The following is a 20,507-nucleotide window of genomic DNA, read 5'->3' on the forward strand; positions in this document are numbered from 1 at the left end:
AGATGTAATTAACTTGAATGTTATCGGCTCAAATTTTTACAGACTTGTCTGTAGTATAAAGACGTTGTAAAAATATACATTCGGGTTTTTGCGATCGCATTTGGATAATTTTACCCTTTACTGCAAATCCAGCGAATACTTACTTAAGTATTAATAAATATATTATACTTATAATCATTGCCATAAAAATGGCTTCTGCAAGCCATACAACTTCTTCAGAAGCCATTATACCTAAATTTTACGTATAAAATTATACTATTCTACGGTAACACTTTTAGCTAGATTACGAGGCTGATCGACATCCAAACCGCGACGGGCGGCAATATGATAAGCCAACAATTGTAAGGGAACTACTGTGAGGATGGGAGAGAGTAATTCTTCTACATCAGAGACGGGAAGAAGATCGTTAAAGATTTCCGCAGCTTCGCCATCGTTGACGGGAGTCACGCCAATTAACCGAGAATCTCTGGCTTTGGCTTCTTGGGCATTGGAAATAACTTTTTCGTAAACACTACCAGGTATTGCGATCGCAACTACTGGTACTTTTGCATCCAAAAGAGCGATCGGGCCATGTTTCATTTCTCCAGCCGGATACCCTTCGGCGTGAATATAGCTGATTTCTTTTAATTTCAACGCCCCTTCCAAAGCAATAGGAAAGTTAATCCCCCTACCCACAAAAATGAAATCTTGGGTTTCGGCGAATTCGTGGGCTAGCTGTTCAGTTAAACGTTCTTGAGTTTCCAAAGTTGCCTCAATTTGTTTGGGAATCTGCCGCAACCCATTAATAATCTTCTCTAATGTGTCTTTTGAAACTGTTTGACGACGAGCTGCTAAATCCAATGCCAAAGCATAAAACGCCATCAGTTGGGCGGTAAAAGTTTTCGTCGCCGCTACGCCAATTTCAATTCCCGCTAAGGTACTGATAATATGCGACACCATATGACCAAGGCTACTTTCGGGGCGATTGGTAATGCCCAGTAGTCGCGCTTGATATTTAGATTCTTTCCCCTGGCGACGTTCTTTTTCCATCCCCAAAGCTGCTAGGGTATCGGCGGTTTCGCCTGATTGGGTAACGCCAATGATCAACGTGTTAGCCGTCACGGGTGATGGTGCATAGCGATACTCAGAAGCGTAATGTACCTGAGTTGAAATTCCTGCTAGTTGTTCAAGTAAATATTTTCCGATTAATGCTGCGTGCCAACTGGTACCACAGGCGACAATATGAATTTGTTCTAAATCGTTGTAGAAATCCGCAGGTAAACCAAGATTGATTGGCGATTCGGTAGATTCGGCTGGATTAAAGTATGCTTCTAAACTAGCTCTTACTACCCCTGGCTGCTCATGGATTTCTTTGAGCATGAAGTGTTTGAATCCCTGCTTTTCTACCATTGCAGGATTGTAGTTAAGCAGTCGGGGTTGTTTTTTCAACCTGTCGCCAGCAAAATTGTAAATCTCAACGCCCAAAGGAGTCAGGCGGGCAATTTCGCCATTTTCCAGAGGTAGCACTGCACGGGTGTAGGCAACGATCGCTGGCGTATCAGATGCACAAAAGAACTCCCCTTGCCCAAAACCAATTACCAAAGGCGCTTGCTGGCGAACAACAATCAATTCATCGGGGTAGTCAGCAGAAATAACTGCGATCGCAAATGCCCCCTGCAAGTGGTTAACAGCTTGGCGAATTGCCTCTAGAAAGCCAGATGAGGGGGGAAGATTCTTTAAAAATTCGGCTATGAGATGGGGAATAACTTCTGTATCGGTTTCAGAAAGAAACTGGTGTCCTTTTTCTTTGAGTTCCTCGCGCAACTCGCGGTAATTTTCGATAATGCCATTTTGCACCACCGCCACTCGCTTTGCCGTATCCATGTGGGGATGGGCGTTGTACTCTTCTGGTTTACCATGAGTTGCCCAGCGAGTATGACCAATACCAATTTGGGCGGGGGTTTCTATTTGTTCGAGTTTAGAACGCAGGTTATGCAGTTTGCCCTTTGCCCGCACACAATTAACCTCACCTTCCCAAATAGTGGCGATTCCAGCAGAATCGTAGCCCCTGTACTCTAGTTTTTCCAGCCCAGCCAATAAAATGTCTGTCGCCGCTTGAGTGCCTATATATCCAACGATTCCGCACATTGTTCACACCACTTTTTTTCAGGATGATTAAATCCAGTATAGTTCTTAGCACAAATTCGACATTTTGCAAAAAAAAAGGGAGTAAATTACTCCCTCTACCACTAGGTATTACTAAAGGTACTTTCTATTAAGAAACTTTAAAATTCTTGAGGACTGAGTTCTGAGTTCCGAGTGAAGAATCAAGAAATTGTTTTTTTTGATTTACTTCTTTTGTCTCAGAACTCAGGACTCAGCGAGAACTCTGGGCGGAGGCTTTATTTGATGGTCTGTATCACTGCCGAGGGGCGCAAAAGCTTGCGCCTTTCTCTTATGCCCAAAGGAGACAACGCAACCGTTCTGGAAAGAACAGTTGGGCAGTAGACCCGCATCACGATCAGAAGTCCGGTGACTCAGCACTGAGCTTTTTAGTAAGCCAGACCCATACTGCGAGTTGTTTCAGCGCCCAGGTAAACCCGGATGCTCAAAAAGTCGGTGGGACAAGCGGTTTCGCAGCGTTTACAGCCCACGCAGTCTTCTGTACGGGGTGAAGAGGCAATTTGAGCAGCTTTGCAGCCATCCCAAGGAACCATCTCCAGTACATCAGTTGGGCAAGCGCGGACGCATTGGGTGCAGCCAATGCAGGTATCGTAGATTTTTACAGTATGAGACATTGAAAAAACCGCTCCTTTCGAGTGTTCTTCTCTGCGAAAGAATCATAATCAACGCATAGTTTACCGCAGTGGTTGATAGGCCGTAATCAAAAGGCTACATAACTTCAAACAATGTAATGAGCACCCTTGATATTGGTTTTTGCGAGATTGCCCCTATTGACTTATTAATCAGCAACATCATCGGAGCGTATTTACCCCAGTGCAATACCATAATATTGGTTCAATAGTAAAGTGTTCTGCAAGAAAAGTTAATCGAAAAGATAAGATGGGGAAGTTATCGAAACAGAATTCATGCGTCAGTTGTCAGAATAAAGCCATGAATTCTGTATGATAGGCGGATAGGGCAGCTCTCTACCTTGAGGAGTCCGCTTAGAGAGCGCGTCTGGTAGAGACTCTTTTTAGACCCCCACTAAATCTGCATATTTACTGGTCAACTTTCGTAATGGTGGGTCTGAATCCCCTTTGGCACTGGTGGGCGGGGTTTGAGATCGTTTTATAGTGAATGAGCGATCGCACTCAGCAATTTTTTTAGCGATCGCTCACGGATAACTTATATATTTGACTTTTTAAGTCTGGCAATCTCATAATTTTTACTTTTACAGATCAGAGGATTTCAGAAATCGCAAACTCATCCTTTATAGCAGCAATTTCTGCTGGAATCTTTGGCTGACTGACCATCACTTCCAGTTGTTCTTCGGGATTTTTGGCATCAGTAAATTTATCTTTTGTATACTCAGTTTCTCGGATTTGTCGAGCAATGCTTTCTAGTAGCCAAAGTTGTTCTTCCACAGACAAGGCACGGACGGAGCGCTCGATTTCTTGTAAATTCGGTGATATCATTTTGCTTCTGATTCCAAGCGGGGTGTATTTTCAAAAATATTATATTCAGTCTATCTGGTTAACCTAGAGCATCGCAAATTCCCCATCGTTCTCCCCACGCCTATCTTTTCATAAATCAAATGAGATTGCTATAAATAACCAGAAGCCAATTTTATGACTTTTTAATTAGGTATTCCTGCTGAAGCAAAATCTACGCTAAACTGACTACATGAATTACGAAACAGCTCGGAAACTCCTCATAGATCAGACAATCATAACCGAGGAAAACCCAGATGCGCTGTTAACGCGTATGAAACACGGTTACCCGCCGGTACCCGGTCAGATCACCTCGATCTTGTTGGCATTGAAAGTGGTGTTTGAAGCCCTCAAAGATGCAAAGAGCCTAGACCGAGAACTGGCTTTAGCTCTTTATCAGTTAAGCATTAAGGCGCAACAGCTATTTTCCGCAGGGCGTAAAGCCGGGGTTGATTGGCCGCCACTACTGAAAGAAGATTTGCTACGAATTTCCTTAGCATCTGAAAGTATCTTTTCGGGTATATGGCAAATCCTAGCTCCTATAGGGTTGGGGAACTTGTAGAACACCAATTTAGTAATCTTTAAACAAGAAAAGATAAGGGGGATGAGGGAGACAAGGGAAATGCCCTGTTTGGCCAATGCCCATTAACGACTTTGCAGTTCCCTTTCTAACTTGTCTAGGTCAGTTTTGAGCAAAATCGTCATTTGACCGGTAAAAGCTTTGGCAGCCTTGGGTTCGGCAATTTCCACCCAATATACATAGCGATCGCCTACTCGTAATTCTCCCTTTAAAGCTTCCCGAATCGGAGTTTTGGCAAAACGCGCCGAGTTAATTACGCTCTGGTTGGGATACTGGTACACGACTTGGGCGCGATCGTAGTCTTGATAAATCTCCAAGCCATAAATCACCCGCAAGGATTCCTGGAGACGCGCAAATGTCATACCGTTAATGGCATCATACATAGCAATGCGCTCAGTCCGAATTCTGCTACGGTCTTTAGAAAATTCTATCCTACCGGGAGGCAACACCGACGCTTGAAAACTGAATCGTTGAGCAGCAGTATCAGTTTTTTGCACAAATAATTGCTCCCCGCTCCTGGGGCGAAGTGTAGGATGTGCTTTAATCCAGGCGCTTACTTCCTCTGTACTTTGCCCTGGTAAAGCATTCGCTTGGGAATCAAAAAGCGTTCCCACGCACAGCCCGGTTGCTAAAGAAAAAGGCAAAATTAGACAGTTAAGCAGAGATTTTTTCAGCATTTTCCTATTCAGGACTTTCATGGAAATTTCCCCATTAGTGAAGTAACCATAGTCTTCCCGTTTTCAGGAAGATTACTTCAAACCTCAACCCAACTTAAGACATTAAGGATCTTACTTATCAAGGCTGTATCATAGAAAAAGCCAAGGATGGAATCGTTATGAGCATTACGTTCAGTCCAGAGCAAAAACTGATAATTCAAGCTTTGCTAGCCACAGGTAGATTTAACAGCGTTGATCAAGGAATTCAAACTGCATTAGACATACGAGTGAAAAAGAATGTAGAGACGTAGCAGTGCTACGTCTCTACAAGGGTTCTGGGTAACGCATATTTAATTTCACTCCTATGTCTATTGCGCCTTTTAGCTGAAGAGACTCTTTCCGATCAAGAATGGCTTGAAGAAACTCGCACCAAGATTGATGAAGGGATAGCATCACTTGAAAGGGGAGAAAGAATTGGTGGTGAAACTTTTGTGAATCAGCTTTTAACACAGTTGAAACAAGCAAAAGAGGCTTAGGAATGAATCGGTACATTATCTCACTCCCTGCTTCTCGTGATTTGCAAGCGATAGCGCAAGCGCTGACTTGTCAGTTCGCAGATTATTTCGCGGTAGAAAATGTTCCGCATGGGAACGAGGAAAGCCTCATCAAGCTAGGTTTTTAGGACTTGTGTACACTACCGTAGCTTTGGGAGAAGGATCTGTAGTAAATCTTGTTTTTTCATGTTTGAGGTATTCATTTTTTGGGAACCATACATAGAGTGATAGTAAATTTATCGGACTATCTACCAGCAAGTTGCATTTAAATTCCCAAATATATCCAGACATGAAAACAAAAATAATTACATATATCTATGCTTTTAGCTTCATTTTTATTTGGAACGCTTTTGTCGCTAAGGTAATACTCCAGTTTCTACTAAATCTAAAATTTATTCCGGCAGATATATGTTATGTAATTACTAATATAATCCCATTTATTATATTATTTGAGGTAGTTGCCAAGATACTATTTCTCTCAACTATTTCTAGCAAATTAAAATTTGTCCCCACACAGTTAGAAGCTCTATCTCAAATAGATACTAAGACTTTCAATTCCTACACGAATGCTTTAGAGTCTCTCGGTTTTACTAGAATTAGTGACTTAGAACTGTCAGAATCTTCCCTTACTGTCGCTAGAATTTTTTCCCATCCAAAACATTTTTGTTTTGCAGAAGTCATGCAAACACCTGGGCGTTCAATCGTGTTTTGTGCTATTGGCAGTGGTTTAGAGCAAGAATGGTCAGTTAGTTTTAGAGATAATTCTCCTACTCAGGCTATTGTCTATGCCTTTTTACGCCGCCCAAGGGGGATAATTGTTGTTCAACAGAGAGTAACTCCTGAAGAACTATTGCGATCGCATCTAAAATTTCGCCAGAAAATAATGCGTGACTTGAATTTACAGTTATTGCCAGATATTTCTATGGAAGCTTATTTTGATCAATCGCAAAGATCAAGGACACGTCTTAGAAAAGCACTATGGCGCAAAAGTGTCATCATTGGATTGGTAGAAATGGGGCTTTTTAGCTTGAAATCTGAGGCTCAAAAGTCTGAATGGCTAGGAGATTATGCCCGTTTAGCAGTTAGAAAAGGCTAATGTCAGTAAATCGACATAGATTAGAAAATTTATAACTGCTTTCAATCCCAAATCGTGGTTTTGCGCCATACCTTTTTATGGGAGATCGTTGTCTTATTCTTGTTGCACGATGTTGGCAGCTATAGACATCGCTAGTTCAACCATCAAAGACGCACAAACTGCCGAGTGCCATCTTTAACACCCACGACTCGCAATCAGTTTAGCGTTAACAAAAGTCAGGATGCGCTCCAGTTCAGCAATTCCAGCATATTCGGCTTCTTCTTCAGGAGTCAGCAATCCAGCTTTTCCTTTCTCAAGCAATTCTTCTAGACGAGCATGTAACTCATCTGTGAACTTAGCAAGGTTAACATGATCAACTTTCTCGATGGTGATGCCAGAGCGTAGCCATGACGAGGGTTCAATCATCAATACTGGGGTAATGACTTGAGGAGTCATAGTGCTTTAGCCTATGTCTGTGGTGCTATATCTAATCATTGTAGTGTCCCCTGTGAATTGGCTGCCAAAATACTAATAAGCGATCGCCACCTTAATTACTTTACGCGCTTTCATCTCATCAAACAGCTTTTCTAAATCATTTAGCGATCGCACTTTCGTCGTTAGGCTGCTTGAGGTTATTTAAAATCTGCTAAAGTTTCAGTTAACCTAAAACTCATAACTCAGCACTCAAGACTGATGCAGAACAGGCAAGAAAAAATTTCGCAAGTGGTAGTGACTGCTGGGCAGATGCGCGATATTGAAGAACGGATCTTTGCGGCGGGAATGCCTGTAGTAGCTTTGATGGAAAAGGTCGCGGGATTAATTGCCCGTCGCATTCAAGATATTTACCCGAACCTTGGACAAAGCGGAAACAATTCAAAATTACTCTCCCCCTCCCTAAATCCCCGTGTCGGAATTCTTGTCGGCCCCGGTCATAATGGCGGGGATGCTTTAGTAGTAGCCCGTGAATTACACTTTCGCGGGTATGAGGTTTGGATTTATTCTCCTTTCTCTAAGCTCAAAGAATTAACTTCGCAGCACTTGCAGTATGCTCAGAATTTGGGTGTTCCAATTTATCAAACAATTGAGCAACTGCCAAATTCTGATTTTTTGATTGATGGCTTATTTGGGTTTGGTTTAGAAAGAAACCTTACTGATCCCATCGCCTCTGCAATTAATCAGCTAAATGAATTGCCTGTGCCGATTTATAGTATTGATTTACCTTCGGGTTTACACACCGACACAGGCGAAGTATTAGGAACTGCGATTCGCGCCACTCACACTTTTTGCTTGGGTTTATGGAAACTAGCTTTCCTCCAAGATCAGGCGCTGGAATATCTCGGCAAAGCTGAGTTAATCGATTTTGATATTCCTTTAGCTGATGTAGAAGCTGTTCTCAAAGATACACCCAAGATTAAACGTATTACACCAGCAACGGCACTTGCTACTTTACCCCTACCCCGTCCATCAGTCACTCATAAATATAAGGAAGGACATTTACTGTTAATTTGCGGTTCGCGGCGTTATGCAGGTGGAGCAATTTTAACTGGTTTGGGTGCTAGGGCTAGTGGTGTGGGTATGGTTTCAATTGCCGTACCCGAATCGCTGAAATCTCTTTTGGTGTCACATTTGCCAGAAGCGCTAATTGTCGGTTGTCCAGAGACGGAAACTGGAGCGATCGCTCAATTGCAATTGCCAGAAAATACCGATCTAAGTTCCTTTAATGCGCTCGCTTGTGGCCCCGGTTTAACACGAGATGCTACTTCGATTGTGCAAGAAGTGATTAACAGCGAACGCCCTCTAATTCTCGATGCCGATGGTTTAAATATCTTGGCACAAATGGGAGCGATCGCCACTTTAAAAAAACGCCAAGCAGTAACCGTACTCACACCCCACACTGGCGAATTCCAGCGATTGTTTCCTGATGTCGCCGATACCAAACATCACAGGGTGAAAGCAGTACAAGAAGCAGCCGCGCAAAGTGGGGCGGTAGTATTGTTGAAAGGGGCGAGAACTGCGATCGCAAACCCTGAAAGTGACGTTTGGATTGTTCCTGAAAGTACACCCGCCTTAGCGCGTGGCGGTAGCGGCGACGTGTTAACTGGGCTACTGGGTGGATTGTTGGCGCAAGCAGCAACTAAACAAATTCCCGTAGAAGATATTGTGGTAACTGCCGCTTGGTGGCATTCGCAAGCGGGTATAATAGCCGCCCAAGAGCGTACCGAATTGGGTGTAGATGCGTTTACATTGACACAATATTTGCTAAAAGCTCTAACTTAGTTAAATCCCTCGTTCCCAGTCGGAGACTGGGAATGCCATCCTAGAGGCTCCGCCTCTAATTTAAAATAAAATCATGGGACGCAGCCGCTACCACGTATTAGGAACCCAGCCACACTTCCTTACCTGCACAGTTATAAATTGGATACCACTATTCGGCAAAGTTGAATTTACACAAATTATTTTAGATTCCCTAAATTTTCTGCAATGTCAGCAGCGTTTAACCTTGTACGGTTACGTAATTATGGAAAATCATCTCCATCTAATCGCCTCTGCCGCCAGTTTATCTAAAGAAATAGCAAACTTTAAATCATTTACGGCTCGCTCTATTATTGACTTACTTGAAAAAAATAATTCCAACTACATACTTAACCAGCTTGAGCTTTACAAATTAAAACATAAGACAAGACAAGAATATCAATTTTGGCAAGAAGGTTTCCATCCGCAGGCAATTCTGGATGAACAAATGTTTAGACAAAAGTTAGATTATATTCACAACAATCCAGTCAGACGTGGTTATGTGGATGATCCCGCACATTGGCGGTATTCTAGTTACCGCAATTACATTGGGCAACTAGGTTTATTACAAGTGGAGTTGATTCATGTGTGAGGAAAGGCGGAGCCTTGAGGATGGCATTCCCAGTCGGAGACTGGGAACGAGGATTTGGATCAGCCGTTGACTAAATACCAACGCTGTAGCGCCAACCGTTGAATTTCGCGCCAGGGAATATTATGTTTTCGGGCTAACTCTGCACAATCTTCATATTCTGGCTGCACATTTGCAATAACTTTTTCTGGTGATTGTCCATTCCATGCTACCTTGACGCGCACTTTACCATATTCAATTTCCACTTGTTGAATTTCTCGTTGTAAAATGGCGCGTTGCTGAGTTGTTCTCCGAATGCCCAAAGTAGTGGTTTCACGAAATAAAACCGCTTCACAACTGAGTAAATTTTCTGGATGACAAATCACAGTCAACAAAATCCCTGGACGGGACTTTTTCATGCCGATCGCCTGGGTAAAAACATCTACCGCACCAGCTGCAAACAACGCCTCAAACACATAGCCGATCGCTTGCGGATTTAAATCATCAATTTGGGTTTCTAGTACTGATATCGTTTCTAAATTTGAGCTAGTATCTTCAGAATCGCTGAAATTAGACTCTAAACTTGCGCTTTCGCCCAGCCAGAGGCGTAAAATATTGGGAATGGGTAAATTTATGGTTCCTGCTCCCAATCCTATCTGGTTGATAGCGATCGCAGGTGGTGAACCAAAATCTCTTGCCAAAGTAGTGGCGATCGCCGCTCCTGTTGGTGTCACTAGTTCTCTGTCAATCCCATTGCTATAAACTGGACAACCTCGCATTTCCCACAGCTTTAATACTGCTGGTACTGGTACTGCCATCTGACCATGTGCAGCCTTAACAGTGCCGCCACCAGTCGGGAACGCCGAGCAGTAGAGTAAAGGCAATCCTGACTGATTGCTCTCAATCCCCAACCAATCCAACCCCAGGCAAGTGCCCACAATATCTACGATCGCATCTACAGCACCCACCTCATGAAAATGAACTTTTTCAGGAGAAATGCCATGCACCGCCCCTTCTGCTACTGCTAGCTGTCGGAATACCGCCAAACTCCAAGCTTCTGCCCGCGATGGCAACCCCGCTTTCAGAATCATCCGCTCTATTTCTGGCAGGTGGCGTGTGTGATCATGACTGTGTTCGTGATCGTGGTGATGGTGGCGATCGTGTAGTAAATCCACATGGACTTTAGTCGCCTGCTGACCATTACGTTGGACAAGTTCTGCCCTTAACTGATATTCCTGTTCAATACCCAACCCATTGAGTTTTTCAATTAAATACTCCACAGGAACACCCAAACTTACCAAAGCACCCAGGCACATATCACCAGAAATTCCTGTCGGACATTGAAGATAAGCAATTTTATTCATAATAAATTAGTCATTATTTATTAGTCATTAGTCATTGGGCATTGGGCATTGGTTATAATTATTCTCCCCTGCTTCCCCTGCTTCCCCTGCTTCCCCTGCTTCCCCTGCCCCTCTGCCCCCACTCCCCACTCCCCACTCCCCACTCCCCGTGTTATGGCAAAAATTTTCCCAGTTCATCCGGATAATCCTCAAATTCGCCGAATAGAGGAAATAAAGTCGGCGCTCTTTAGTGGCGCAGTTATGCTTTACCCTACTGATACAGTCTATGCGATCGGTTGTGATTTGAATGCCAAGTCGGCGGTAGAACGAGTGCGGCAAATTAAACAGCTAGCAAATGATAAACCACTGACATTTTTATGTCCCTCGCTTTCAAATGTGGCAACTTATGCCTTCGTAAGTGACACAGCCTATCGGATTATGAAACGCCTGATTCCAGGGCCATACACGTTTTTGCTCCCAGCTACTAAGTTAGTACCGCGATTGGTGCAAAGCCCCAAGCGGAAAACTACTGGAATTAGAGTACCAAACCATACCGTGTGTTTGGAGTTGCTCAGAGCATTGGGCAATCCGATTATTTCAACTTCGGCACATCTGCCACCAGATGAAGCAGATAATGGCATGATTCGGATAGATCCAGAAACTGTTCAGTCGCGGGTAGAGCTATTTGACCGTTTGGACAAGTTGGTAGACATAATTATAGACACTGGCGAGGAACCTACATATGAAGTGTCTACCATCTTGGATATGACCGGAGACCAAGCAGTAATGATGCGGAGGGGTTTAGGTTGGGAAGCAGCAGCAGCATGGGTATAAGAATTCTACTTCACAGGCGCACCTCTTTGTTTCGGAAAATGTGATAAAAACGACTCCAGTTTTGAAATTGTCATACTTAAAGGCGATGTCTACGACGGGCTGTTCGGTGAAGCAGTGGATATAACAGGATGGTGGCAACAGTTGGCACAGCAAGGTATTTGACAACTTTGAGAAAATGGGGGATACTCCTGTCCCAGCGTCAATTGGGTGGCTTGTGAAAAAACCGACACATTGCCATAACTGTAACTCTTTCGTATTTCCTACAGTTTTATATATATGAGCTTTAGATGTGAGCATTACATGCGGCTAGTTTTGATGGATGAATGCCCAAAGATTCACAAGCCTTGGACGGTCTTGATTGCTGTGTCTGCGTTGTAATTACGGTGCAATACTACTACCTGGAAAAGTCATGAAAGCTAACGTCGTCAATCTACCAAACTCTACACCCATTTTTGAGAACCACGTTTCGACTGAAGAATTTTCAGATAGCAGCAGCGATACCTTGATTGAATTGCTGTGTCACGAAATGCAAGCGCAAGTGAAAGCAACACCGAAGTGCGTAGAAACTTTAGCCAAGCGCATAGCCATAGAAGTAGAACGCATTTGCGACAAAAGCTCTCGTATCCAAACATCTGGGCAAATCAAATCCTGGCAGATTACGTTGGGAAGGCATCGGATGCAAAAGTGCTTACGTTACTACCAACTAGGTTCCAAGCAAGGGCGGGTGGAATTACATAGCAATTTGGGTGCTATGGTTTACCGTCATGTAACTATATCCGGCTCTGAGTTGGGCTTTGAGGCTCGTTACAGCCTGATTGAAGATTTTTTACAAGCATTTTATATTGAAGCTATCAAAGCTTTCCGTAGAGAAAACGAACTACCTAATGATCACACACCGCGTACTCAGCTGCAATTAGCTGAATACATGGCCTTTACGGAGCAGTACGCCAAACGCCGGATTAATTTACCTGGTGGCGCAAATCAGCAATTAATTATCTTGCGGGCCCAAGGATTTGCTCGTCGTCAGCCCCAAGAAACTACCGTGGATATTGAAATGGCGGTAGAGTCTGCTAAGGGTGAAGAAGCAGAATCTTACCAGCGCAACTCGGCGGTGCAACAACTGCGATCGCAGATGATTGCCCAAACTAATTTCGATCCATCAGAAGAGTCAGAACGCGATCGCGTCATCACTGAATTGATGAAATATCTGGAGTCTCAAGGCCAATCTGATTGTATGAACTACCTCAGCTTGAAACTTCAAGACCTCTCAGCCCCAGAAATTGACCAAATTCTCGGTTTAACCAGCCGTCAGCGCGATTATCTCCAACAACGGTTTAAATACCATGTGGAAAAGTTTGCCAAACAACACCACTGGCAATTGGTACATCAATGGTTAGGCGCTGGTTTAGAGCAAAAGTTGGGTTTATCTTCCCAGCAGTGGGAAATCTTTGTAAATCAACTCACAGAACAGCAACAGCAAATATTACACCTAAAAACTGCACGCCAAAACGACCAAGCGATCGCTAAAGCGATCAAATGCACCCCCAAACAGGTACAAAAGCGCTGGACTCAACTCTTAGAAATAGCATGGGCTATCCGCAACGGTCATACTGAAGCTCAGACAGGTTGAAGCTAAGGCAAAATCACTAAAATTTATCCAAGCTAAATCCTAGTTATTAGAAATGTTGTTATAGATATGGCGGTTTCGGGGTGTAATAATGAAGGTGAATAAAATCAGAGAAAACCATGAACCCAGTATTTACCGAACTCTCTAGTATTTCGAGAGCGGAAAAACTTCAACTGGTAGAAGATTTATGGGATGAGATTGCCGCTACACCAGCAGCGCTCCCAGTTTTAGATTGGCACAAACAAGAACTAGCCCGTCGCAAAGCCGAATATCTGCAAAACCCAGGCATTGGCAACAGTTGGGAAGATGTAAAAGCCAGAATCTCTCAACGGCATGGCTAGAAACTTAACTATCCTTATAGCCGCAGAACTAGACATTATTGAAGCTTATGACTGGTACGAGGGGCGCGAATTTGGGTTAGGCGCTGTGAGTTCCTACGCAGTATTGATGCCTGCCTGAATTTAATTCAGTGTCACCCCAGCACATACCAGATTGTTCATGAAACCTATCGCCGCGCTACAATTAGGCGTTTTCCCTACGTCGTTTTTTACGAGTTTAATGAACAGGAGATTATTATCTACGCTGTTTTCCACTGTTCCCAAGACCCAGAAAAATGGCGGAGTCGCTTGCAATAGAAGGCACGTTTACAAGAGCTAGGAAAAGTGTTAAGAGAAAAAAGCAAAAGGAAATTTCTTTCTTTTCCTCCTTCTTTGAATTAGTAACCCATTACTCATCCAAATTATTAATACATTTGTATTTATTTAGTACAAAAATACCATTTTTTGTACTTTTATCAAAAATTCATATTAAGCAACTGACTATTTGTGACTGCTTCCGTGGAATCCTAGAATAAGAGGTAATTTTACCAGAGGAATTTAGGATGGCTCTGAGTCAAGGCGGACGGGCAAATAAATCTGGTCAGGTTTTAGAAACGACTGTAGAAGGAACATTAAGGGCACACGAATATTATAAAGTAAGTCCCAATGTACCGAAACAGCAGCAAAGAGAATACATATTAAACTCTACTGTGCTACCAAAACGCTACGCCAGAAGTGTTTACATTGGAACTGGAATATATCAAACCGATCTATATGTTGACTTTTACGTTATGGACTCAGTTAAATTTCCATCTGGGTTAATTATCGAGTGTAAATGGCAAGAAAGTGGTGGTTCAGTTGATGAAAAATTTCCTTACCTCAACTTAAATATTCAGTCCTCTTACCCTGCACCAACTATTTTAGTGATGGGCGGCGAAGGCATGAGGCAAAAAGCACTTGATTGGTTTAAAAAACAAGTTGACCATAATCAAAATTTATTAGCAGTTTATAGTTTGGATAGATTTATTGCGTGGTCAAACAACCATCTCTAATAAGATGTAATTAAAAATTCTGAAATTGTTCCTCGATTTTCTATATTAGAGTTAATTGTTCGTGCTGCTTGTATTGTGTGTATTTCAAAACCAATTTCTCTATAAATGTCTTCGATCTCCTTACAATAAGAGTTTGATACCATAACTTTGACACCTCGGCTTGCTAGCGTTGCACAAATGTCTCTCAATTTTTTTTGGTCGTACTCACTAAAACAGTGGGGACTGTAAGCTGTGAAATAGCTAGTTTTACTAATAGGATAGTATGGTGGATCAAAATAAACAAAATCATCACTGCTGTTTGCATAATCTAGTACCTCCTTAAAATCTGCTGTTTTCACCTCCGCCCTAGAAAGTGCTTGTGATGATGAATCCAGTAAATCTATTTGACAAATCTTGGGATTTTCATATCTACCTAATGGTACATTGAATGTACCTTTTGAATTAACTCTATAAAGTCCATTGAAACAGGTTCTATTAAGATAAATTAAACGAGCTGCTCTTTCAATATCTCTATCGTAATTTTCATCTCTTACTTTATAGTAATACTGATTTTTATCTTTGCTATTTTTACTGTTGCCACCATTAATTTTATAATAATTAGCATATTTATTATGTTGTTTTTCATGCTCTTGTAGTAGAAAAATAACATCGCCTAGGTTTTTTTGAATACATTGATATGTATTAATTAATTCTTCATTAATATCAGTTAAATATGACGATTTGATTGTCGAGTATCGATTTGCTAAATAGAAAAATAAAGCGCCACTGCCTAAGAATGGTTCATAGTAACGCTTAATATTCCCAATATTTGGGGGTAAATATTTAATATATTTGTGAATTAATTTACTTTTACCGCCAGCCCATTTGAGGAATGGGCGATAATAACTTTTATCATGGAGTTGAGTTAGCATTACTATTAATTTATAATCAAATTGAAAACTACATGGTATTAATGAGAAATTATATTTTATATTAGTATGGTGCGACAAAAGCAACACGTATTAGAATAAAGTCATGAAAAAAAGGAAAGATAGACCACCTGAATTATAATAAAGGAGTATAAATTCAGATGTTTGACGGATTTTGGGATAACGTCTTTCGCTACCCCCGGTACTTAATTAGTATCGTTTTAGGACTGTTTCTGAACGCCTTTGCGCCGTTAGTGCCATTGTTGAAGCGCCCAGTGACGTTGATCGCTATCTTGGGTTTATTTGTGAGCAGCCTAGTCTTCCTTACTCTCACCCTACGTGCAATGTTGGGCTTGAGTACAATCTAGACTAGCGCTATATCGGGGCTGTGCCCCACAGACGGTTGTTCTTGGCGTTGCTCCCGCTAAGTACTGTCTACCCAACTTGGACTATTTTTGTTGTACAACCTCTGTGAGGAGGCGAAATTTTTATGGCTACAAATCGCCGGGTTTCCCGCGTTGCTGAACTGATCAAACGGGAAGTTAGCCAAATGCTGCTCAACGGCATTAAGGATGACCGTGTGGGTACAGGAATGGTCAGTGTTACTGATGTTGATGTTTCCGGCGATCTCCAACACGCCAAAATCTACGTCAGTATCTATGGTACAGATGAAGCTAAGGTAGAAACAATGGCAGGCTTAAAGTCCGCCACAGGTTACGTCCGCAGCGAACTTGGGGCGCGGGTACGGCTACGTCGTACACCAGAGGTAATTTTTGTCGAAGATCGCTCCATAGAACGCGGTAATAAGGTATTGGCACTGCTAAACCAACTTAACCATGAGCGTCCGCCAGAAAATCTGGCAGCAGTAGAAGACAGCACTGATCAAGATGAGGAATTCTCCGAATAAGTAACTAAAACAACAATGTAACTTCAGAACAATTAATCTCAGCAAATCCGCCAAACAGTTTACAGACGTGACTAGATAGCGTCTGTTTTAATGTGACCATAACCTACTTCAGCGATCGCTAGTTGCATATATAGGCTTTCTGTTTATCTTGCCTTTTGTCTTGACTCTAGTGCAAAAGGACAGTAGAAACACCAAACCTCCTGTGTAGATGCATAAATGCTGCTTATCTCAAGCATTTTTATCTGTGTCTTAATTACGAATCAACATTACTCTACCCTTCTACAGATGTTTGTCAAAAAAACCTGTGTAACATTAGTGCTTAAAATAACTAACTAGTTACGTCTTTACTCAACTTAAGAAATTGTTAACAGATGCTAGGCTAAAAGCCTTCGTAGTCTAGTTTTGCCGTTATACTTTGCAACAGTTTATACCTTAGTTCCTGAGAAATATTCTTGTGTTGTTTACCCTTAGCTAAATACCAGCAGTTCTAGATCCGGTTTTAAGGTGATTATTTGAGATGTAAGCGATGCCTGCGGCGGGCTATGACGCTCGTTCGCTCTTAGCGTCTCCCCTTCTCCCTCACGCGCGTGGCTAGCGCCTGCCGTAGGATGCCCGCAGGGCTGTAGGGAGATGACTCCCTACCGCTTCTCTACGAGACGCTACGCGAACGCTATCGGTGACGCCATGTGAATTCCCACCCACCAAATCTTGCCTAAAGACACTAATGGCAGGACTTTCAGGCTTGTTGAATAAAAGTCATACAGCCACCCCAGCATGTTAAGTTAACTACTCGGAATTTTTTTTGTAAAGCGGATTTTCGAGCAATATCAGGATTTGTTGACTTTCTTAACATTTCTTGAGATAATTTCAGGATATGTAGCGTCAAAATAAAAATAGTTCCGTATAGCAAACTACAAAATCCTAGCCACAAGTCTAATTTCTGTCATGTTTGTTCCTAATTATTAACGGGAATACTAATCTAAATGTTAATTTGTGAGTAAAAACCATGAGTGTGAATACGGTGCCTTCTATCAATTACTACTCTCTAGATTTGATTCAAGACGAAGCACGCCGACTGGTGCAAAAGGGAATGATTAGCCGACAACAGCCAATATATACCCTCTGCCAATACATTCCAGCGAGAGAGTGGGTTTGCGTTGAATGTGAATTAGAGAAATGTGACTTTTTGTTACGCGATCGCATTGGCGACCTAATTGGTCGTGAACAGTGGGATAACGACTAATCAATGTTTGATTTCGGATTTGGATTGGGAGTTTTTTTTCGATGTGTGGATGTCACCATCAACGATTCGACGCCCAATCTGGGGGATAATCTCTGGTTTTTGAGCAGCATTGCCCCATACAGAATCTTGCGTTTTTCATTAACACAGAAGCATTTGAGTCTGAATTTACACAACTTTTCAACTTAAAGTAGGGATCAGAAGCAATTGTTCTGTATATCTGATCCTACGACTTGAGCCTAGTATGTAGATTCTCAAACCGGGGTGGTTCCTAATGTTGAACTGCTCCGGTAATTTTTATACAAATATTACCGAAAAGCTGGGTCTAAAGCCCCGTCCTTCCAGGACGGCTTTTTATTTTATTTCTAATCTTATACCAAGTGTGTTAGTATAAGATAGGAGGTAAAGCAATGTTAGTTTTTGAGTTTAAAGCTTATGGAAAATCATCCCAGTTAACAGCAGTAGATGATGCAAAACGGAGCAGCAAAGTTCATCCGCAATAGCTGTATTCGGCTATGGATGGATGTTAAAGATACGGGTAAAAATGATTTGCAGAAATATTGTGCTGTACTTGCGGCTAATTTTCCCTTTGCTAATGAACTCAATTCAATGGCTAGACAAGCTAGTGCCGAACGAGCATGGTCTTCTATCTCTAGGTTTTATGACAACTGCAAGAAGGGTATTCCGGGTTTAAAGGGGTATCCTCAATTCCAGAAAGATTGTCGCTCGGTTGAGTACAAAACGTCAGGATGGAAGCTTGCAGATAATCGAAAATCCATAACCTTCACCGACAAAAAAGGTATTGGTCATTTAAAACTCAAAGGTACTCGTGATTTGCACTTCTACCCTTCGGGTTCGCCAGTCCCCCATCGTGACGGAAACCGCCAAGACGGGGGCTGGACTCACCAAATTAACCAAATTAAACGGGTGAGATTGGTAAAACGTGCGGATGGTGTGTATGTTCAGTTTTGCATTGATGTAGATCGATCTGAAAACATAGAACCAACTGGTAACACAATCGGTTTAGACGTTGGACTTAAAGAATACTACACTGATTCTGAAGGGGGAATGGTTGAAAACCCAAGGTTCCTGCTAAGGAGTGAAAAGTTTCTTAAACGTCTTGGGCGTCGAGTTTCAAGAAAAGTAAAAGGTTCAAGAAATAGAGGCAAGGCAAGACAGGTTTTAGGAAAGCGCCACCTCAAAATAAGTAGGCAACGTAAAGACCATGCTGTGAAATTAGCACGGTGCGTAGTTCAGTCTAACGATTTGATAGCCTATGAAGATTTGAGGATTAAAAATATGGTGAAAAATCACTGTTTAGCCAAGTCTATAAATGACGCATCTTGGTATCAGTTTCGTGTCTGGGTTGAATATTTTGGACTCGTATTTAAACGTGTCACGGTTGCGGTTAATCCGCAATACACAACCCAAGAATGCTCTAGCTGTGGTAAAGTTTTTAAAAAAACTCTATCTACCAGAACACACGTATGTTTGTGTGGTTGCGTGATGGATCGTGATGAAAACGCAGCTAGAATTATCCTTAGTCGGGGATTGGGTACGGTAGGGCATACCGGAACCTTTGCGCTAGCGGAAAGTTGGGCGCGGGAGGATTCCCGCGTCAACCTTTCCAAGACAGACGCAAGCAACGCTTTGGGAGAATCGACCTCTACTTTAGTTGGAGAAATCCTGTTAGAGCAAGTTGATTCGTAGATTAAAGAATCCCTGCGCGTTCACGCCAGGGAGTGTCAACCCACTTGCTCTAAATACTGATTAATGTCTTCAATGATGCGAGTAAGTTCAGCTTCTGTAGTCAAGCGGATATTAACGTTGCGGACAGTCAGCAAAACTTTGGCTGCGAAGGGTGTCGGCCAGATATTAGGATTACAGAAAATTTCTAAAAATACTTCACCCGTATAACAATATTCCAGGGGAGGCTGGGGAGTGACTTTACCGCCGCCAGGGGTGGGTTTAGCGGCGACAGCTTTTAGGCGTTCCATTAATTGATCGGTCGCTGTCTTTAATTCTCGTGCTGCTTGGGGTGAAAAACTGAAGGAGACAGAACCTTCAACTAAGTTTAGTGTTAGAGGGGTTGAAGCCATGAGCTATTTATTAAAACTTCTTGATAATTACTTATGTTACCTGAATAGGTAGTCTAGGCTGGTGCATTCATGTCATAGGTAAAGATGCTTCAAAAAGCGTTGATTCCAGAAAACAGTATAGGACTTACGCACTGTACAAATGCATCGTGATGTGAATTAGCGATCTTGAGGAAGTTTTCAGGCTTTTCTTAATTATCCTGCGATGCCTACGGCGGTAAACTACGAAAATAGACCATGCTGTAGGGGCACAGCAATGCTGTGCCCTTACGAAAAATATGGTTTTGCGTTTTTTGGGTAATTAATTAAAAGCATTTGCCCGAAGGTGTTAACTTGATGCTGATCGAATTGTGGAAATGCGATCGCTATCGATTTTGGTTTAAATTTACAATCAAACGCCACCGCCAGTGTTTGCCTCTGTTAGAGATTTTTCTAGCTTGGCATATTCGCGCATCTCCAATATCCGAATTGAACGTTATTGCGGCTTGATTTTTGTAACCTTTTTACGGTGAACTGTACCTAGCACTTTTCTTATGGGCCAGAAAACACGGCTTGTTCTACATCATCCCGACTGAGAGAATACTTGAATGAACGTTGGATATCTTGCCCATTTTCCCCAGGTTGGACATATCGGACTACGATTTGCTCAACATCGAGCCATAGTTCAGCTTGCCAACTAGGGCGCTGCACATGCCAGCAATGCCTCTGTATATCGTCTTGTTGACAGCCTTGATCTTTTAGCCACTGTTCAATTTGTGGCAGGGGATGATTATATAGGGGGGTATCAGAGGGAAGAAGAGACATAGGAATTTGGGATTTTGGATTA

The 20,507-nt window shown here is 42.4% G+C and carries 26 protein-coding genes and 1 pseudogene; 17 read left to right on the forward strand and 10 right to left on the reverse strand.

Annotation, left to right across the window (positions count from 1 at the left end; genetic code table 11):
• Nucleotides 1-255: 255 nt before the first annotated feature.
• The 3 genes from glmS to HWQ23_RS16685 form a co-directional block, all read right to left on the reverse strand.
• Entirely contained in the window at nucleotides 256-2,127 is a 1,872-nt protein-coding gene (gene glmS / locus HWQ23_RS16675; RefSeq protein ID WP_292830100.1) for a glutamine--fructose-6-phosphate transaminase (isomerizing), read from the reverse strand.
• Between the two features lie 404 nt (nucleotides 2,128-2,531).
• On the reverse strand, nucleotides 2,532-2,777 hold the full coding sequence (gene psaC, locus HWQ23_RS16680) for a photosystem I iron-sulfur center protein PsaC (protein ID WP_012411495.1): 246 nt from the start codon (nucleotides 2,775-2,777) through the stop codon (nucleotides 2,532-2,534).
• Nucleotides 2,778-3,380: 603 nt separating this feature from the next.
• Nucleotides 3,381-3,617, reverse strand: coding sequence for a hypothetical protein (locus HWQ23_RS16685; RefSeq protein WP_292830102.1), 237 nt, complete (start codon nucleotides 3,615-3,617; stop codon nucleotides 3,381-3,383).
• 208 nt (nucleotides 3,618-3,825) lie between these two features.
• Between HWQ23_RS16685 and HWQ23_RS16690 the strand changes: the two genes are divergently transcribed.
• The gene (locus HWQ23_RS16690) at nucleotides 3,826-4,194 is read left to right on the forward strand and encodes a Dethiobiotin synthetase (protein WP_292830104.1); all 369 of its coding nucleotides are present in this window, start codon (nucleotides 3,826-3,828) and stop codon (nucleotides 4,192-4,194) included.
• Between the two features lie 83 nt (nucleotides 4,195-4,277).
• Here the strand turns inward: HWQ23_RS16690 and HWQ23_RS16695 are convergent, their stop codons facing one another.
• Nucleotides 4,278-4,889 carry a hypothetical protein gene (locus HWQ23_RS16695; RefSeq protein WP_292830106.1) on the reverse strand — a complete coding sequence of 204 codons (612 nt, stop codon included), beginning with the start codon at nucleotides 4,887-4,889 and terminating at the stop codon, nucleotides 4,278-4,280.
• Between the two features lie 158 nt (nucleotides 4,890-5,047).
• On the opposite strand from HWQ23_RS16695, the gene HWQ23_RS16700 reads away from it, so the two are divergent.
• The 3 genes from HWQ23_RS16700 to HWQ23_RS16710 all read left to right on the forward strand — a co-directional run bounded on the left by HWQ23_RS16700 (nucleotide 5,048) and on the right by HWQ23_RS16710 (nucleotide 6,518).
• Nucleotides 5,048-5,179, forward strand: a complete 132-nt coding sequence (locus tag HWQ23_RS16700; RefSeq protein WP_292830108.1) for a hypothetical protein — start codon at nucleotides 5,048-5,050, stop codon at nucleotides 5,177-5,179.
• Nucleotides 5,180-5,239: 60 nt separating this feature from the next.
• Nucleotides 5,240-5,404, forward strand: coding sequence for a hypothetical protein (locus tag HWQ23_RS16705; protein ID WP_292830110.1), 165 nt, complete (start codon nucleotides 5,240-5,242; stop codon nucleotides 5,402-5,404).
• Between the two features lie 307 nt (nucleotides 5,405-5,711).
• Entirely contained in the window at nucleotides 5,712-6,518 is an 807-nt protein-coding gene (locus HWQ23_RS16710) for a hypothetical protein (protein WP_292830112.1), read from the forward strand.
• Nucleotides 6,519-6,692: 174 nt separating this feature from the next.
• Here HWQ23_RS16710 and HWQ23_RS16715 read toward each other — a convergent pair whose 3' ends face one another.
• On the reverse strand, nucleotides 6,693-6,953 hold the full coding sequence (locus HWQ23_RS16715; protein ID WP_292830114.1) for a hypothetical protein: 261 nt from the start codon (nucleotides 6,951-6,953) through the stop codon (nucleotides 6,693-6,695).
• A gap of 237 nt (nucleotides 6,954-7,190) precedes the next feature.
• Here HWQ23_RS16715 and HWQ23_RS16720 point away from each other — a divergent pair, with 237 nt between their 5' ends.
• Together HWQ23_RS16720 and HWQ23_RS16725 are read left to right on the forward strand one after the other, a co-directional pair.
• Nucleotides 7,191-8,774: an NAD(P)H-hydrate dehydratase gene (locus HWQ23_RS16720; protein WP_292830116.1), complete on the forward strand. Its 1,584-nt coding sequence runs from the start codon at nucleotides 7,191-7,193 to the stop codon at nucleotides 8,772-8,774.
• Between the two features lie 73 nt (nucleotides 8,775-8,847).
• The gene (locus HWQ23_RS16725; protein ID WP_292830118.1) at nucleotides 8,848-9,381 is read left to right on the forward strand and encodes an REP-associated tyrosine transposase; all 534 of its coding nucleotides are present in this window, start codon (nucleotides 8,848-8,850) and stop codon (nucleotides 9,379-9,381) included.
• Nucleotides 9,382-9,440: 59 nt separating this feature from the next.
• Here HWQ23_RS16725 and larC read toward each other — a convergent pair whose 3' ends face one another.
• Both larC and HWQ23_RS16735 read right to left on the reverse strand, forming a co-directional pair.
• Entirely contained in the window at nucleotides 9,441-10,721 is a 1,281-nt protein-coding gene (gene larC / locus HWQ23_RS16730; RefSeq protein ID WP_292830120.1) for a nickel pincer cofactor biosynthesis protein LarC, read from the reverse strand.
• Nucleotides 10,722-10,748: 27 nt separating this feature from the next.
• Nucleotides 10,749-10,898 (reverse strand): hypothetical protein, encoded by a 150-nt coding sequence (locus tag HWQ23_RS16735; protein WP_292830122.1) that lies wholly within the window; start codon nucleotides 10,896-10,898, stop codon nucleotides 10,749-10,751.
• On the opposite strand from HWQ23_RS16735, the gene HWQ23_RS16740 reads away from it, so the two are divergent.
• The 6 genes from HWQ23_RS16740 to HWQ23_RS16765 all read left to right on the forward strand — a co-directional run bounded on the left by HWQ23_RS16740 (nucleotide 10,875) and on the right by HWQ23_RS16765 (nucleotide 14,530).
• On the forward strand, nucleotides 10,875-11,534 hold the full coding sequence (locus HWQ23_RS16740) for an L-threonylcarbamoyladenylate synthase (protein WP_292830124.1): 660 nt from the start codon (nucleotides 10,875-10,877) through the stop codon (nucleotides 11,532-11,534). The two genes, HWQ23_RS16735 and HWQ23_RS16740, sit on opposite strands and share 24 nt — an antisense overlap.
• A 409-nt stretch (nucleotides 11,535-11,943) precedes the next feature.
• Nucleotides 11,944-13,164 (forward strand): HetZ-related protein, encoded by a 1,221-nt coding sequence (locus tag HWQ23_RS16745; RefSeq protein WP_292830126.1) that lies wholly within the window; start codon nucleotides 11,944-11,946, stop codon nucleotides 13,162-13,164.
• Between the two features lie 116 nt (nucleotides 13,165-13,280).
• Complete coding sequence (locus tag HWQ23_RS16750) at nucleotides 13,281-13,502, forward strand: addiction module protein (protein WP_292830128.1); 222 nt, start codon at nucleotides 13,281-13,283, stop codon at nucleotides 13,500-13,502.
• Nucleotides 13,495-13,620 (forward strand): hypothetical protein, encoded by a 126-nt coding sequence (locus HWQ23_RS16755; RefSeq protein WP_292830130.1) that lies wholly within the window; start codon nucleotides 13,495-13,497, stop codon nucleotides 13,618-13,620. Before HWQ23_RS16750 ends, HWQ23_RS16755 begins: the two co-directional genes overlap by 8 nt.
• Nucleotides 13,621-13,652: 32 nt before the next feature.
• On the forward strand, nucleotides 13,653-13,796 hold the full coding sequence (locus tag HWQ23_RS16760; protein WP_292830177.1) for a type II toxin-antitoxin system RelE/ParE family toxin: 144 nt from the start codon (nucleotides 13,653-13,655) through the stop codon (nucleotides 13,794-13,796).
• Nucleotides 13,797-14,041: 245 nt separating this feature from the next.
• Nucleotides 14,042-14,530 (forward strand): PD-(D/E)XK nuclease superfamily protein, encoded by a 489-nt coding sequence (locus tag HWQ23_RS16765; RefSeq protein ID WP_292830132.1) that lies wholly within the window; start codon nucleotides 14,042-14,044, stop codon nucleotides 14,528-14,530.
• Here the strand turns inward: HWQ23_RS16765 and HWQ23_RS16770 are convergent.
• Entirely contained in the window at nucleotides 14,527-15,441 is a 915-nt protein-coding gene (locus HWQ23_RS16770) for a DNA adenine methylase (RefSeq protein ID WP_292830134.1), read from the reverse strand. The two genes, HWQ23_RS16765 and HWQ23_RS16770, sit on opposite strands and share 4 nt — an antisense overlap.
• Nucleotides 15,442-15,599: 158 nt before the next feature.
• On the opposite strand from HWQ23_RS16770, the gene HWQ23_RS16775 reads away from it, so the two are divergent.
• The 4 genes and pseudogenes from HWQ23_RS16775 to HWQ23_RS16790 all read left to right on the forward strand — a co-directional run bounded on the left by HWQ23_RS16775 (nucleotide 15,600) and on the right by HWQ23_RS16790 (nucleotide 19,295).
• Nucleotides 15,600-15,806 (forward strand): DUF751 family protein, encoded by a 207-nt coding sequence (locus tag HWQ23_RS16775; RefSeq protein ID WP_190911532.1) that lies wholly within the window; start codon nucleotides 15,600-15,602, stop codon nucleotides 15,804-15,806.
• Nucleotides 15,807-15,928: 122 nt separating this feature from the next.
• Nucleotides 15,929-16,345, forward strand: a complete 417-nt coding sequence (rbfA, locus tag HWQ23_RS16780) for a 30S ribosome-binding factor RbfA (protein ID WP_292830137.1) — start codon at nucleotides 15,929-15,931, stop codon at nucleotides 16,343-16,345.
• A 1,006-nt stretch (nucleotides 16,346-17,351) separates the two neighbouring features.
• Entirely contained in the window at nucleotides 17,352-17,588 is a 237-nt protein-coding gene (locus HWQ23_RS16785) for a DUF4327 family protein (protein WP_012407481.1), read from the forward strand.
• 407 nt (nucleotides 17,589-17,995) lie between these two features.
• Nucleotides 17,996-19,295: pseudogene (locus HWQ23_RS16790) on the forward strand (RNA-guided endonuclease InsQ/TnpB family protein).
• A 35-nt stretch (nucleotides 19,296-19,330) separates the two neighbouring features.
• On the opposite strand, the gene HWQ23_RS16795 reads toward HWQ23_RS16790, so the two are convergent.
• Nucleotides 19,331-19,684 (reverse strand): hypothetical protein, encoded by a 354-nt coding sequence (locus HWQ23_RS16795; RefSeq protein ID WP_292830139.1) that lies wholly within the window; start codon nucleotides 19,682-19,684, stop codon nucleotides 19,331-19,333.
• A 333-nt stretch (nucleotides 19,685-20,017) separates the two neighbouring features.
• On the opposite strand from HWQ23_RS16795, the gene HWQ23_RS16800 reads away from it, so the two are divergent.
• Complete coding sequence (locus tag HWQ23_RS16800) at nucleotides 20,018-20,170, forward strand: hypothetical protein (RefSeq protein ID WP_292830141.1); 153 nt, start codon at nucleotides 20,018-20,020, stop codon at nucleotides 20,168-20,170.
• Nucleotides 20,171-20,212: 42 nt separating this feature from the next.
• On the opposite strand, the gene HWQ23_RS16805 is transcribed toward HWQ23_RS16800, so the two are convergent.
• Complete coding sequence (locus HWQ23_RS16805; protein ID WP_292830143.1) at nucleotides 20,213-20,485, reverse strand: DUF3143 domain-containing protein; 273 nt, start codon at nucleotides 20,483-20,485, stop codon at nucleotides 20,213-20,215.
• Nucleotides 20,486-20,507: the final 22 nt, after the last annotated feature.

The organism is Nostoc sp. JL33, from assembly GCF_017114985.1.
Classification (GTDB): domain Bacteria; phylum Cyanobacteriota; class Cyanobacteriia; order Cyanobacteriales; family Nostocaceae; genus Nostoc.

What these genes read in the sequence shown, in the direction of transcription:
- glmS (WP_292830100.1), bottom strand. Translation starts at nt 2,127, where the DNA reads ATGTGCGGAATCGTTGGATATATAGGCACTCAAGCGGCGACAGACATT.
- psaC (WP_012411495.1), bottom strand. Translation starts at nt 2,777, where the DNA reads ATGTCTCATACTGTAAAAATCTACGATACCTGCATTGGCTGCACCCAA.
- HWQ23_RS16685 (WP_292830102.1), bottom strand. Translation starts at nt 3,617, where the DNA reads ATGATATCACCGAATTTACAAGAAATCGAGCGCTCCGTCCGTGCCTTG.
- HWQ23_RS16690 (WP_292830104.1), top strand. Translation starts at nt 3,826, where the DNA reads ATGAATTACGAAACAGCTCGGAAACTCCTCATAGATCAGACAATCATA.
- HWQ23_RS16695 (WP_292830106.1), bottom strand. Translation starts at nt 4,889, where the DNA reads ATGCTGAAAAAATCTCTGCTTAACTGTCTAATTTTGCCTTTTTCTTTA.
- HWQ23_RS16700 (WP_292830108.1), top strand. Translation starts at nt 5,048, where the DNA reads ATGAGCATTACGTTCAGTCCAGAGCAAAAACTGATAATTCAAGCTTTG.
- HWQ23_RS16710 (WP_292830112.1), top strand. Translation starts at nt 5,712, where the DNA reads ATGAAAACAAAAATAATTACATATATCTATGCTTTTAGCTTCATTTTT.
- HWQ23_RS16715 (WP_292830114.1), bottom strand. Translation starts at nt 6,953, where the DNA reads ATGACTCCTCAAGTCATTACCCCAGTATTGATGATTGAACCCTCGTCA.
- HWQ23_RS16720 (WP_292830116.1), top strand. Translation starts at nt 7,191, where the DNA reads ATGCAGAACAGGCAAGAAAAAATTTCGCAAGTGGTAGTGACTGCTGGG.
- HWQ23_RS16725 (WP_292830118.1), top strand. Translation starts at nt 8,848, where the DNA reads ATGGGACGCAGCCGCTACCACGTATTAGGAACCCAGCCACACTTCCTT.
- larC (WP_292830120.1), bottom strand. Translation starts at nt 10,721, where the DNA reads ATGAATAAAATTGCTTATCTTCAATGTCCGACAGGAATTTCTGGTGAT.
- HWQ23_RS16740 (WP_292830124.1), top strand. Translation starts at nt 10,875, where the DNA reads ATGGCAAAAATTTTCCCAGTTCATCCGGATAATCCTCAAATTCGCCGA.
- HWQ23_RS16735 (WP_292830122.1), bottom strand. Translation starts at nt 10,898, where the DNA reads ATGAACTGGGAAAATTTTTGCCATAACACGGGGAGTGGGGAGTGGGGA.
- HWQ23_RS16745 (WP_292830126.1), top strand. Translation starts at nt 11,944, where the DNA reads ATGAAAGCTAACGTCGTCAATCTACCAAACTCTACACCCATTTTTGAG.
- HWQ23_RS16750 (WP_292830128.1), top strand. Translation starts at nt 13,281, where the DNA reads ATGAACCCAGTATTTACCGAACTCTCTAGTATTTCGAGAGCGGAAAAA.
- HWQ23_RS16755 (WP_292830130.1), top strand. Translation starts at nt 13,495, where the DNA reads ATGGCTAGAAACTTAACTATCCTTATAGCCGCAGAACTAGACATTATT.
- HWQ23_RS16765 (WP_292830132.1), top strand. Translation starts at nt 14,042, where the DNA reads ATGGCTCTGAGTCAAGGCGGACGGGCAAATAAATCTGGTCAGGTTTTA.
- HWQ23_RS16770 (WP_292830134.1), bottom strand. Translation starts at nt 15,441, where the DNA reads ATGCTAACTCAACTCCATGATAAAAGTTATTATCGCCCATTCCTCAAA.
- HWQ23_RS16775 (WP_190911532.1), top strand. Translation starts at nt 15,600, where the DNA reads ATGTTTGACGGATTTTGGGATAACGTCTTTCGCTACCCCCGGTACTTA.
- rbfA (WP_292830137.1), top strand. Translation starts at nt 15,929, where the DNA reads ATGGCTACAAATCGCCGGGTTTCCCGCGTTGCTGAACTGATCAAACGG.
- HWQ23_RS16785 (WP_012407481.1), top strand. Translation starts at nt 17,352, where the DNA reads ATGAGTGTGAATACGGTGCCTTCTATCAATTACTACTCTCTAGATTTG.
- HWQ23_RS16795 (WP_292830139.1), bottom strand. Translation starts at nt 19,684, where the DNA reads ATGGCTTCAACCCCTCTAACACTAAACTTAGTTGAAGGTTCTGTCTCC.
- HWQ23_RS16800 (WP_292830141.1), top strand. Translation starts at nt 20,018, where the DNA reads ATGCTGATCGAATTGTGGAAATGCGATCGCTATCGATTTTGGTTTAAA.
- HWQ23_RS16805 (WP_292830143.1), bottom strand. Translation starts at nt 20,485, where the DNA reads ATGTCTCTTCTTCCCTCTGATACCCCCCTATATAATCATCCCCTGCCA.